This is a genomic window from Gryllotalpicola koreensis, from assembly GCF_039538185.1.
Lineage (GTDB): Bacteria > Actinomycetota > Actinomycetes > Actinomycetales > Microbacteriaceae > Gryllotalpicola > Gryllotalpicola koreensis.
In genome coordinates, this window is record NZ_BAABBW010000001.1 from 133,552 (window position 1) to 146,222 (window position 12,671).

The 12,671-nt window shown below is 68.6% G+C and carries 9 protein-coding genes; 5 read left to right on the plus strand and 4 right to left on the minus strand.

Features of this window, described 5'->3' with window-relative positions:
• Window positions 1–8: 8 nt before the first annotated feature.
• The 3 genes from purL (at window position 9) to ABD708_RS00600 (ending at window position 3,256) form a co-directional block, all read left to right on the plus strand.
• The gene (gene purL / locus ABD708_RS00590; protein WP_425553227.1) at window positions 9–2,429 is read left to right on the plus strand and encodes a phosphoribosylformylglycinamidine synthase subunit PurL; all 2,421 of its coding nucleotides are present in this window, start codon (window positions 9–11) and stop codon (window positions 2,427–2,429) included.
• Between the two features lie 150 nt (window positions 2,430–2,579).
• Window positions 2,580–2,852, plus strand: a complete 273-nt coding sequence (locus ABD708_RS00595; protein WP_344751313.1) for a type II toxin-antitoxin system Phd/YefM family antitoxin — start codon at window positions 2,580–2,582, stop codon at window positions 2,850–2,852.
• Window positions 2,837–3,256, plus strand: a complete 420-nt coding sequence (locus tag ABD708_RS00600) for a PIN domain-containing protein (RefSeq protein WP_344751314.1) — start codon at window positions 2,837–2,839, stop codon at window positions 3,254–3,256. The genes ABD708_RS00595 and ABD708_RS00600 overlap by 16 nt, the downstream gene beginning before the upstream one ends.
• A gap of 41 nt (window positions 3,257–3,297) precedes the next feature.
• On the opposite strand, the gene ABD708_RS00605 is transcribed toward ABD708_RS00600, so the two are convergent.
• The 3 genes from ABD708_RS00605 to ABD708_RS00615 form a co-directional block, all read right to left on the minus strand.
• On the minus strand, window positions 3,298–3,954 hold the full coding sequence (locus ABD708_RS00605) for a class F sortase (protein ID WP_344751315.1): 657 nt from the start codon (window positions 3,952–3,954) through the stop codon (window positions 3,298–3,300).
• Window positions 3,951–7,022: a DUF7507 domain-containing protein gene (locus ABD708_RS00610; protein ID WP_344751317.1), complete on the minus strand. Its 3,072-nt coding sequence runs from the start codon at window positions 7,020–7,022 to the stop codon at window positions 3,951–3,953. The genes ABD708_RS00605 and ABD708_RS00610 overlap by 4 nt, the downstream gene beginning before the upstream one ends.
• A 299-nt stretch (window positions 7,023–7,321) precedes the next feature.
• On the minus strand, window positions 7,322–8,812 hold the full coding sequence (locus ABD708_RS00615; RefSeq protein WP_344751318.1) for a helix-turn-helix transcriptional regulator: 1,491 nt from the start codon (window positions 8,810–8,812) through the stop codon (window positions 7,322–7,324).
• Window positions 8,813–9,101: 289 nt separating this feature from the next.
• On the opposite strand from ABD708_RS00615, the gene ABD708_RS00620 reads away from it, so the two are divergent.
• Window positions 9,102–10,655: a helix-turn-helix transcriptional regulator gene (locus ABD708_RS00620; protein WP_344751320.1), complete on the plus strand. Its 1,554-nt coding sequence runs from the start codon at window positions 9,102–9,104 to the stop codon at window positions 10,653–10,655.
• A gap of 8 nt (window positions 10,656–10,663) precedes the next feature.
• On the opposite strand, the gene ABD708_RS00625 is transcribed toward ABD708_RS00620, so the two are convergent.
• On the minus strand, window positions 10,664–11,191 hold the full coding sequence (locus tag ABD708_RS00625; protein ID WP_344751322.1) for a hypothetical protein: 528 nt from the start codon (window positions 11,189–11,191) through the stop codon (window positions 10,664–10,666).
• A 180-nt stretch (window positions 11,192–11,371) separates the two neighbouring features.
• Between ABD708_RS00625 and ABD708_RS00630 the strand changes: the two genes are divergently transcribed.
• Entirely contained in the window at window positions 11,372–12,658 is a 1,287-nt protein-coding gene (locus ABD708_RS00630; protein ID WP_344751324.1) for an adenylosuccinate synthase, read from the plus strand.
• The last annotated feature ends 13 nt before the right edge of the window (window positions 12,659–12,671 follow it).

Genomic DNA, 12,671 nt, shown 5'->3' on the forward strand with positions numbered 1-12,671 from the left:
TCGGCACCGTGACTGATGCCACCGAGACCATCCAGGTTCCTTCTTCCGGTCTCGACACGACCGCCAACGCCGCAGCCACCCCCGAGAAGCAGCAGCCCTACGACGTGCTGGGGCTCAAGACCGACGAGTACGAGCAGATCAAGGCGATCCTCGGCCGTCGGCCCACCAGCGCCGAGCTCGCCATGTACTCGGTCATGTGGTCGGAGCACTGCTCCTACAAGTCGAGCAAGAAGTACCTGCGCATCTTCGGCCAGAAGGTCAACGACAAGATGCGCGAGAACCTGATGGTCGGCATGGGCCAGAACGCCGGCGTCGTCGACATCGGCGAAGGCTGGGCGGTGACCTTCAAGGTCGAGTCGCACAACCACCCGTCGTACATCGAGCCGTTCCAGGGCGCCGCGACGGGTGTCGGCGGCATCGTGCGCGACATCATCTCGATGGGCGCCCGCCCCGTCGCCGTGATGGACCAGCTGCGCTTCGGCAAGATCGACGACCCTGACACGACCCGCGTCGTGCACGGCGTGGTCGCCGGCATCTCGCACTACGGCAACTGCCTCGGGCTGCCGAACATCGGCGGCGAGACCTATTTCGACCCGGTGTACCAGGGCAACCCGCTCGTCAACGCGCTCGCGGTCGGCGTGCTGCGGCACGAGGACCTGCACCTCGCCAACGCCGAGGGCGTCGGCAACAAGGTCGTCCTGTTCGGTGCGCGCACGGGCGGCGATGGCATCGGGGGCGCCTCGATCCTGGCATCCGACACGTTCTCATCGACCGGCCCGACGAAGCGGCCCGCCGTGCAGGTCGGCGACCCCTTCGCCGAGAAAGTGCTCATCGAGTGCTGTCTCGAACTTTTCCATTCCGGACTCGTCGACGGCATTCAGGACCTCGGTGCCGCGGGCATCTCGTGCGCGACCTCCGAGCTCGCGAGCAACGGCGACGGCGGCATGTTCGTCGAGCTCGACTCCGTGCTGCTGCGCGACCCCTCGCTCACCGCGGAAGAGATCCTGATGAGCGAGTCGCAGGAGCGCATGATGGCGGTCGTGCACCCCGACAAGCTCGAGGCCTTCGACGCGGTGCTGAAGAAGTGGGACGTCGAGTACTCGGTGCTCGGCGAGGTCACCGACACCGGCCGCCTCGTCATTCAGTGGCGCGGTGAGGAGATCGTCAACGTCGACCCGCGCACGGTCGCGATCGACGGCCCCGTCTACGACCGCCCGGTCGCGCGCCCCGACTGGATCGATGCGCTGCAGGCGGATTCCGCGGCTCTGCTGCCCCGCGCCGACGCCTCGACCGCCGAAGGCCGCGACCAGCTGCGCGAGCAGTTCCTCGCGCTCGCGGGCTCGCCGAACCTGGCCGACAAGAGCTGGGTCACCGACCAGTACGACTTCTACGTCGGCGGCAACACGGCGCTCGCCTTCCCGGAGGACGCGGGCATGATCCGCGTCGATGAGGAATCCGGTCTCGGCTTCGCGATCGCGACGGACGCGAACGGCCGCTACTGCCAGCTCGACCCGTTCTTGGGCGCGAAGCTCGCGCTCGCCGAGGCGTACCGCAACGTCGCGGTCTCGGGCGCCGTGCCGATGGCCGTCACCGACTGCCTGAACTTCGGCAGCCCGGAGAACCCCGAGGTCATGTGGCAGTTCTCGCAGGCCGTCGAGGGACTTTCCGACGGATGCCTCGAGCTCGAGATCCCCGTCACGGGCGGCAACGTCTCGTTCTACAACCAGACCGGCACCACCCCGATCTTCCCGACGCCCGTCGTCGGCGTGCTCGGCGTGATCGATGACGTCGCGCGGCGCGTGCCGTCGGGCTGGCAGGACCCGGGCGACAACATCTACCTGCTCGGCACCACTGCTGTTGAGCTGGACGGCTCGGCGTGGGCCGGCACCGTGTTCGGGCACCTCGGTGGCCGCCCGCCCGCGGTCGACCTCGGCCGCGAGCGCGCGCTCGCAGAGCTGCTGCACGCGGCTGCGGTCGAGGGCTTCGTCACCTCGGCGCACGACCTCTCCGACGGCGGACTCGCGCAGGCGCTCGCCGAGTCGGTGCTGCGCTTCGGCGTGGGCGCGCGGGTCTTCCTCGATGAGGTGCTCACGCGCGACGGCGTCGACGCCACCACCGCACTGTTCTCAGAGTCGACCGGCCGGGTGATCGTCTCGGTGCCCCGCGAGGACGACGTGCAGTTCCGGGGGCTGTGCGAGGGCCGCGGCTTCCCGGTCGCGCGCATCGGAGTGACGGATGCCGTCGACGGCGAGGTTCCCGCGCTCGAGGTGCAGGGGCTCTTCACGGTCGGGCTCGAGGAGCTGGCATCCGCTCACCGCGCGACCCTGCCCGAGCACTTCGGCCCGGTCGTCGGCACCGGCGCGGCGAGCGCGTTCTACGTCGCTCCGGAGGAGCGCCCGCACCGCGCCCCGCGCCACCTCGCGGAGTAGGCGCTCAGGCTGGTCGGACCAGGTCGTCACGTTTGCACGCTTTCAGCAACCGAGGCGTGATTTCGTGACGACCCAGACTGACCAAGCCACGGCTTGTGGGCTGCCAACAGACATGTAGACCATGTGCTACGGCAGGCCTACTCTTGCAGCATGGCAAGTGTGGGCATCCGTGAACTCCGGCAGAACGCCAGTGAAGTCGTGCGCCGCGTCGAAGACGGGGAAGAGATTGACGTGACCGTCAACGGTCGGCTGGCGGCGCGGCTCGTGCCTGCGCGACCTCGCGCCCAGCGGGTCCAGCCGCTGAGCGCCGTTGAGTTCCTCAAGAAGCTGGCTGAGATTCCCGCCGACACGACTGGGTGGGCAGAGGAGATCTACGCGTCCCGAGACGACGACCCGCTGTTCGACCCGTGGGCCGAGCAGTGATCCTGTTCGACACCTCGGTGCTGATCTCGGCACGGGAGTCGCTCGAACTCTGGAGCGCGGTATTGCCCGACGAGATACCGGTGTTCAGCGCGATCAGCTATGGCGAGCTCGCGTTCGGCGTCAGTGTCGCCGCTGACGCCCACGCTCGGGCGGAGCGGCAAGAGAATCTCAACTGGATCGAATCCCTCGCCCCCAGATGGTTGCCGTACGACCGTCGCGCCGCGGCGGGCTACGGGGTTCTCGCCGCAACCGTCAAGCGGCACCGCCCCGCGCACGCGCGCAGCAAGGACATCATGCTCGCCGGGCACGCGTTCGCGCTCGGCGCGTCACTGGCGACGCTGAACCCGAAGGACTTCGAGCTCGTGGCAGACGTGGTGCCGATCATCTCGCCGGCGAGCCGCTAGAGGGCGGACATGCCGGGGACGCCCAGCAGGCCGAGGCTTCTTCAGCGTTTCGGCGCGGCCAGGGCGGCGTAGACGATGAGGTTGTCCGTCGAGGGCGCGCCAGAGGGCTTCTCGAGGCAGGTGATGATCGCGAGCCGGTTCGGAGTGTCGGCCCAGAGGGTCTTCTGGGCCGCGATGTCGCTCTTCTTCACCAGCTGAGTCCCCGTCACGGTGTACTCGGTGGAACCGACGAACACCGACTCGCCGGCGCTGACCGCCGCTTTCTGATGGGCGACGTCGGTGAGGTAGTTGCCGGGCGCCTTCCCGCTGCCGCGCAGCGAGTGCGTCACGACGTACACGGTTCCCTTGCCGGGATCGGCGGCCGTGGCGCCGAGGTTGCGGACGGCGTAGACCGAGGTGAATCCCGGCGGGGTGAGCTGGCCGGCGACGATGCTGATCTGCCCCACCGGCACGTCCAGGCCGACGGCGGGCACTTTGAACCGCGTTCCGGTGTCGGCAACGGCATGCATCTGCTGCTGCACCTTCGGCGCCGGCAGTGTGCCGGGGTCGAGGGCGACGGTGTTGCCCTTCATGTCCTGCGTGCCGGAGGCATGGTGCGGAAGAAGCGCCGTGACGGACCAGGTGGCCCCGGCGGCGATCACGAGGACCGCAGCCAGGGCCACCCAGAGGATGCGCGGGTTACGCCGCCAGGAGGTCACCCCTGCTGGTCTCCCTTACGACGCATCCAGAGCACCATCGCCGCACCGAGGGCCAGCAGGGCCGCGCTCAGCCCCCCGAAAGGCAGGAGCCGCTCCCACACCGGCTGCTGGTCGATGGTGTACCCACCGGTGTTCACCGCGACGACCGGGGCGGAGGGGTCCTCCACGACCTTGGCGGTCGACGGGTCGGAACTCAGCGGGTCGCCGCCGGGAGCGGTCCCCGTCACCGTCGCCGTGTTCGTCAGCGTCCCGCCGGCCAGGTCGGCCGCGACGACGGTATACGTCGCCGTGCAGTCGATCGTCTGCCCGGGTGTCAGCGTGCGGCCGGACGGACAAGTCACCTCGGAGAGATGACCATGGCCGTTGAATGCGCCCTCCTTGACGGCTGGGTCAGTGATGGTCACGTTGCCGGTGTTGGTCACCTCGAACGAGTACGTCACGACCTGACCGACCGCGGTGACCTTCGCCACATCCGCGGTCTTCACCAGGGCCAAGCTCGGGTGCGGGTCGCCGGGCACGGTGACCGTCGACGGATCCGATGGCGGCGTGGTGCCCCCACCCGGCGTCGTGCCGGTGACCGTCGCGGTGTTGGTGAGCTTGCCCGCATCGACATCCGCCTGGGTCACCGTGTATGTCGCGGTGCAGATCTCCTGCGCTCCCGGAGCCAACGTGGCGCCGCTCGTCGGGCAGCTGATCGCGGACAGCTGGCCCGTGCCGGAGAACTTCGCGTCATCGACCTTGGGGTCCGTGATGGTCACGTTGCCCGTGTTCGTGACGACGAACGAGTAGGTGATCTGCTCGCCGACCTTGTAGGAGCTCGCGTCGGACGGCGATGCAGACTTCACCACGCTCATCGACGGGTCCTGGTCGACCGTGACGGTGGAAGTCGACGGCGGCGACACCGGCGGGGTGTCCCCGTTCGGCGGCGTTCCGGTGGCGGTGGCGGTGTTGCTGATCGAGCCGCCGGCGTCGATATCCGCCTGGGTCACCGTGTAGGTGGCCGTGCAAGTCTCAGCGTCGCCGGAAGCGAGATCCGGCTCCGGGCAGGTGACGTCCGAGAGCGTGCCGGTGCCGGAGAACGCGCCCTCGGTGACCGTCACGTTCCGCAGGGTCGTGTTGCCGGTGTTCGTGACCGTGAAGGAGTACGTGATCTTCTGGCCGGCCGCGGTCGCGGCGCTCGCCGAGGCGGACTTCACGACCGTGATCGCGGGATTGTCCGGGATCGGGATCGTGACCGTCGAGGGCGGTGTCGTGAGGGTGTCCCCGTCCCCGTCGGGTGGCGTGCCGATCGCTGTCGCGGTGTTCGTCAACGTGCCCGCATCCACGTCCGCCTGGGTGAGCGTATAGGTGGCGGTGCAGGTCTCGTCATCTCCTGCGGCAAGCTCGGCGCTCGGGCAGACGGGGTCGGAGAGGCTTCCCGTGCCGGTGAAGTCGCCCTCGTTGATCGTCACGTCGCTCAACGGAACGTTGCCCGTGTTGGTGACCGTGAACGAGTAGGTGATCTTCTGACCGACCGTGTAGTTGGCCTCGTTGTCCGGTGAGGCGGACTTCACCATCGTCAGCGCCGGCGCGGGCGTCGTCGTCGGAGTGCTCGTCGTCGATGGCGTCGAGGTGATCGGGGTGCCCGACGGAGGGGTTCCGGTCGCGGTCGCGGAGTTGTCCACCGACCCGTTGGCCACATCCGCGGCGGTGATCGTGTACGGGTCATCCGCGGTGCACGTCTCGGATGCGCCGACCGCGAGGGAGGTCTCGGGGCAGGTGACGGCTCCGGCTTTCGCGTCGGTGACGCTCACGTCGGTCATGGGCTGGTCGCCGGTGTTCGTGACCGTGAACGTGTACTGGATCGTGTCGCCGGCATCGGTGAGGCCGTCCTGGTTGACGTCGACAGGGGTTCCGGCGTGCTTGACGATCGTCAGCTCAGGGTCGCTGAAGGCGACCGTCGCCGTGCCGGGCGGGTTCAGTCCCGTCTCGGTGACGTTCGCTGGTCCGTTCGTGTACGTGCCGGCCGTGTCGGAGGTGACCTGCGCAGTGATGGTGCAAGACCGCTCACCTGCGGCGAGAGCACCGTCGGTGATCGCGATCGAGGTTCCGCCGGCGGTACCGGTCGTGGTCGCATCGCAGGTGCCGCCGAACGTCGAGCTCGCCAGCGTCAAGCCCGCGGGGAGGCTGTCGGTGAAGGACCACCCGTTCTTCGCGGCCAGCTCGCTCGTGTTCGTCACGGTGAACGTGAGAGTCGAGGTGCCCCCGGTCTTCACCGAAGCCGGCGTGAACGCCTTGTCCAGCTGTGGCGTGACGTCCAAGATGCGGATGTTGTCGAACGCGGCGTCGTTACCGCCGCCCGAGCCGTTCGCGTTCTGCATCCGGATGCCCAGCGAGGAGCCGCTGAACAGGAGCGAGCCGTTCGAGGTGTACGTCCCGACATTGGCGGTATTGGCGGGAGCCGAGCCGTTCGCCGGGACGTTGATCGTCTGACCGGAGGCGCAGGCATTCAGCTGACCGCCGACGTTGGTGGCGGCGCCCGTCTGGTCCAGGAAGGCGAACTGATACAGCGGTGCGGTGGCCACCGGCGGGCAGTTGACGGCCGCAGTGTCCACGCTGAAGGTCAGGAACCGGCCCGACGACGATGCCAGGGGGATGTTGCTCACCGTCTGGAACTCCGTGGCGTTCACACCCGGGTTTCCCTCGGTGTACGCGGTGACAGCGTGATTCGTGGCCGGGGTACCCGAATCAGCATTCACGCCGAGCGCGTACGCCAGCTGGTTCAGCCGCGCGGCGTCCTGCTCAGCCGAGCAGTTGCCCTGACTCGTCGACGGGGTATTGAAGTTACGGATCTGGCCGTTGCAGCCCGTCAGCCACACACTGTCGGCGGTGTACTTCTGCCCTGTCGCGCCGGTGTAAGCCGTCAGACCCACCGGCGTAGTCCCGACGCCGTTCTCGAAGTCCTCCTGGTAGACGACGGTCGGCGCCGAAGGCGTCCCGGGACTTCCCGCGGCGGCTTGAGCGGTCGGAGGCGTCGACATCGCGGCAAAGGCGAAGAAGCCCGATGCGATCAGAGCTGCGGATGCCACCGCGGCTGTGACCCCCTTAGCGCGACCGCGCATCCGATGACGTCCATGAACGTACGACGCCGCGCGGCGCCGTGCTCGAAGTGCTTCTACAAGACGCACAGATATTTCCCCTCAGAGTGCTCGCACGGACGACACGAGTCGGCGGTGCCGCGTGCAACAGATGGCCTGCGCAGTCAGTCAATTGCCTGTGAGAGGAGCAGGACCAGCGCTGAGAACGGAAACCATTCCCGTTCTCATGCGCGCCTCACCCTCAGCGCTCTGGGAGGTCACCCCCTGCCACCCCCATTCGAGGGAAGGGCCTATTCGGTGAGGTGCCGCAGCACTTCGTCGCGGGTGTGCACCCCGAACTTCCGGTAGAGCGCCTGCAGGTGCGTCTTGACGGTGTTGGGTGATACGTGCAGCGCGGCTGCGATGTCCCGCACGGTTTCGAATTGCCCCAGAGCGCGGAGGACTTCGGATTCCCGCCGGGTGAGCCGCGGGCGGAACCGATAGCCATAGTCGTTTCCGGCAGGCACCACCTCGCCGCCCATCAACGCGAGGAGCTGCGCGCGAAGCTCGTGGTCCGCCTCGAGAAGGGCACTGCGCGCACCGCTGTCACGCACGAAGAACGCGGCACGCCGCGCAGCGCGCTGCGAGACCTCACCGCCGGCGAGTCGTTCGACCTGCGCTCCGAGAACGGAGAGGGCAGGGCCGAGGCCCTCCGCTGACGCCACGTCGGCGAGCTGCTGCGCGGCCTCGTCGACGCGACCGCGCAGCAGCTCCAGGCGGATCTTCGACGCCTGCACGGCCGGATGCGGTTGCGTCACCCCGAGAGCGTCCAGTTCCCGTGCGGCAGCCGGCAGCTCGCCGAGCATCATGAGCAGATCGGCCATATCGGCGCGCAAAAGCTTGGCCGCGAGCACCGGCATCGCGCCGGCGGCATGCAGCTGGCGACTGCGGCGGATGAGCGAGACGCCGCGATGGGGGTCGCCCCAGAACAGCTCGTAGCGCGCACGCGCATGAACTGCGACCCACCACAGCTCGCTGAGCCGGGTTCCCTCGTCATCGGCGTTGTCCACGGCGGCAGATGCCTGCGCCGAATCCGCCTGGCCCACCGCGATCAGCGCACGGGCGACGAGCCCGACGGTCTCATAGCGGTACCGCACGCCGTCCTCGCGGGTGGTCCGCTCCCCTCGCCCTTCCAACCACTGCACAGCAGCGATGTAGTCCTCGTTCAGTGCCGCGGTCAGTGCAAGGTGGTCTCGCACCATGGGGTCGATCGGGTGAATCGGGCCCGCATTGGCCCAGCGGTGCGCGTCGGCGAACATCTGGAACGCGGTGAGCACGTCGCCGACCAGGAGCTTCGCGGTCCCGATTCGCAGCAGCGCAGGGGGGAGCACGTCGGTGAAGCCGGCATGCTCCCGCGCCCCGCGAATGGTTTCCCGCATCCGATCGGCGATGGTATCCGCTTCGAAGAAGCGCCGTGCTGACATCAGAGCCCTCAGGCGCGCCGCGAGCACGCCGAGCAGGTCGCGTGCGGCCGGCTCCGGTTGCGAGGCGACCCATGCGGCGAAAGCTTCCTCGGCCTCGGCCGCCACCAAGGGCAGGGGGCCCGTGACGGCAGCAATCCCTCGTGTCATCACATGCCGCGGGTGTTGGCGGTACCACTCGTTGGGAAGCGCTGCGAACGCGTCCCGGACAAGCTCCGGGGACGTCAGCAACAGCGCGAAGAAGTGCTGGTCGAAGAGGCGGTCGACTGCCGCCCACTGCTGCCCCCGCACGGCGGCGCGCAGCTCATCGGCGGCGGTCACCGCCGGGGTGCCCGACCGCGGTCACGGCGCGCCATCGCTGTGGTTTCCTGAATCAGCTGGATTCCCCTCCGGACTCACACGGACAACCCGTCGGTGGTGCCGTGCAACAGACTGGTCTGCGCACTTAGTCTGTTGTGTAGCTGAGCGGTCGCCCAGATCAGCCGCCGGATAGCGCCCCCGATGTCACCCCCGCAGGAAGGGTTGACCCCCGAGGGCCACGCGCTCCGGACCGTCACCCGAAGATGCGACGCCGTCTCAGCGATGAAGACCGACAGTGACATGCGATGAGGTGACGACCCTGCCTGACCACGCAGAATCAGAGCAGCACGGCGAAGGGCTCTTGGTCGACCACGTGCGGGCTCTCGCTACGGACGTCGGCTGGGAAGCCGCAGCCGACGACATCCTTCGCCATTGGGACGGCTATGCCGCCGCGCGACCGAGCGAGCTGCTCGCCGCGTTGAAGGCGCTGCCCAGTGAGGTACTCGTCAACAACGCCGGGCTGCTCGTCGCGGCGAACTATCTCCAGCACGTCGCCCTCGGCGGTCAGCCGGACCGATTCGAGCACGATCAGCGCCTCGCCATCATCCGCGGCTCCGCGGCCGGCCCCCTCCGTGAGCAGCTGATCCTGCTCACGGGGACGAGCGCGGCCGCTCGGACGGCCGGCAACTTCACCGAGGCGAGGGATGCCGCCGCCGAGGCGCGCCGACGCGTGGACGCCGCCCTCGCGGACCCCGCGGCGGCGGCCGAGCTGGAGGCCATCCGCGGGAACCTGCCCCATCTCTATCTGCAGTGGGGGCGCAGCCTCGAGCTGGCGGACGGCGCGGGCACCGTCTACGAATACGAAGAGGCACACCGCATCGCGCTCCAGACGAATCAGCCCCAGGTGGCGCGGCGGGCGGTCGGCCACCTGGCCTGGCATCAGATCATCAGCGGCCGGAGCCGGCAGGCCGCCCACTGGCTGGAGCAGGCGACCGCGACGGGAGCCGTCAATCCCCGGTACGACGCCGTGAACCATCTGGCGGCCGCGCTCATTCTCCTTGAGCAGCAGGACCATGACGGCGCCGGCAGAGAACTGGCGCGCATGCGCGCCTTCCCCGTGGGCGAGTATTGGGCCGCGGCCGTCTGGGTACGCGCGCTCCACGCGACCACCGCCGCCGATGCCGTCCTCGCCGAGAACGAGTTGCTCGAGCAACTCGAACGACAGCCGCCTGCCCTCGCCGGCGGAAGCAATGGGCGGCTGCTGCGCGCCGCACAACTCCACCTCGGGTTCTCCGGGCGGCTGGGCTCCGATACGTCGGGGACGGTCTCCGCCGCGCTCCTCGACGCTGCCGCCGCCTATCAGCGCGGCGACTATCACGAAGCGCTCGAAGAGAGCGACTCGCCCGCCCGCGCCGGCGTGCCTCCCCGCATCCGCGGCTACGCCCTCGTCATCGCCGCGGCCTCCGCTCTCGCGCTGCAACGCCGGGCGACGGCATACGCGTACTTCGAGCAGGCCTACGCGATCCTGCACCACGAGGGGCTCACCACGCCGTACACGGGGATCGCGGCAGAGCATCTCGACGAGCTCGCCCGCGCAACCATCGGGACGCGCATCCAGGTGAAACGCGGTCCTCGCGCGCTGCCCTCATCGGCGGTGCTTGGAAGCCTCACCAAGCGCGAGCGGGAAGTGCTCGCACTGCTGGCGACGCCCGCGTCTTTCGCCGCGATCGCCGCGGAGCTTTTCATCAGCGCCAACACGATCAAGTCGACCACGCAGCGGCTTTATCGGAAGCTCGGCATCTCATCCAGAAGAGCGGCGGCAGACATCGCTCATCGGGCGGGACTCGTGCGCCCGCAGCGATAGCGCTCCGCTTAGCCGCAGACTTTCTGGAGCGCGTCCGCGTCGGACTGGATCGCCGTCGCGGCGCTCTGCATCTTGTCGATCTGCGGCTGGATCCCGGCGACGTCCTGCGAGGCGTTGGCTGCGACGACCGCGCTCAGTGAACTCACGAACGTGCCGTAGTCGGTGTTGAATTTCGCCGCGGCCTGCTTGAGCGCCGGATCGGTGATCTTGCCGACCTGAGTGTCGAGGTCCTTCTGGAACGCCTGCAGCTTCGGGATCGCGGCCTGAGCCTCGGCGGTCGACGACATGTTGCTCATGGCGTCGCCGAGCTCGCTCTCGGAACCGCCGAGCTTTGCCTCGAGCTCGGCGCACTGCACCTTGGTCGTGAGCCCGGCCTTCGGCGAGGCCGAAGCCGCCTTCGAGCCGCCCGACGAAGCCGACGACTTCGCGTCGCCCGCGTTGCTCGAGCCGCCCGACGAGCAGGCGGTGACGCCGAAGGTCGCAAGAGCGGCAAGCGCGATCGCGGCCGCGGCCTTGGTGAATGCAGTCGTGTGCACGGTGCGGATTCCCCCTTATCCGTGACGCCGCCCTATGCGGCATCCGTGCAAATCCTTTCACACCACTGAGCCCTCTCGGCCACCGTTCCCACCTCTCGAGCGCCGGATTGCGCGCGAGAGCGCTTCGATAGGATGGGGTGGACCACTAGCTGCGGTCCACCCCAGCATGAGGAGGACCACGTGCCCGGAATCGTGATCGTCGGCGCCCAATGGGGCGATGAGGGCAAGGGCAAGGCCACCGACCTGCTCGGCAGCCGCATCGACTACGTCGTCAAGTTCAACGGCGGCAACAACGCGGGTCACACCGTCGTGATCGGCGACGAGAAGTATGCGCTGCACTTGCTGCCCTCCGGCATCCTGACCCCGGGTGTCGTGCCCGTGATCGGCAACGGCGTCGTCGTCGATCTCGAGGTGCTGTTCGACGAGCTCGACGCGCTGAACTCCCGCGGCCTCGACACGTCGAAGCTCAAGATCTCGGCGAATGCGCACATCATCGCCTCGTACCACCGCACGCTCGACAAGGTCACCGAGCGCTTCCTCGGCAAGCGCCAGATCGGCACGACCGGCCGCGGCATCGGGCCGGCCTACGCGGACAAGATCAACCGCGTCGGCATCCGCGTGCAGGACCTGTTCGACGAGTCGATCCTGCGCCAGAAGGTCGAGGGCGCGCTCTTCCAGAAGAACCAGCTGCTGGTGAAGGTCTACAACCGCCGCGCGATCGGCGTCGACGAGGTGGTCGACGAGCTGCTGCAGTACACCGAGCGGCTCGCGCCGCTGGTCGCCGACACCGAGCTCGAGCTGAACCAGGCGATCGGCGCCGGCAAGAACGTGCTGTTCGAGGGCGGCCAGGCGACCATGCTCGACGTCGACCACGGCACCTATCCCTTCGTCACCTCGTCGTCGGCGACCGCCGGCGGCGCCGCGACCGGGTCAGGGGTCGGCCCGTCGCAGCTCACCCGCATCATCGGCATCGCGAAGGCCTACATCACGCGCGTCGGCGCCGGGCCTTTCCCGACCGAGCTGTTCGACGAGTGGGGCGACTTCCTCGTCGAGAACGGCCACGAGTTCGGCACGACGACCGGCCGCCGCCGCCGGCCCGGCTGGTACGACGCCCCGATCGCCCGCTACGCGAGCCGCGTCAACGGCCTCACCGACCTCGTTCTGACCAAGCTCGATGTGCTCACGGGACTCGAGCGGATCCCCGTCTGCGTCGCCTACGACGTCGACGGCGTGCGCCACGACGAGGTGCCGGTATCGCAGTCCGACTTCCATCACGCGAAGCCCATCTACGAGGAGTTCCCCGGCTGGAGCGAGGACATCTCCGGCATCCGCAGCTTCGACGAGCTGCCGCAGAACGCGCAGGACTACGTGCTCGCCATCGAGCGACTGTCGGGCTGCCGCATCTCGGCGATCGGCGTCGGCCCCGCGCGCGACGCGATCATCGTGCGTCACGACCTCATCGACTGATGGGCGTCTGGCT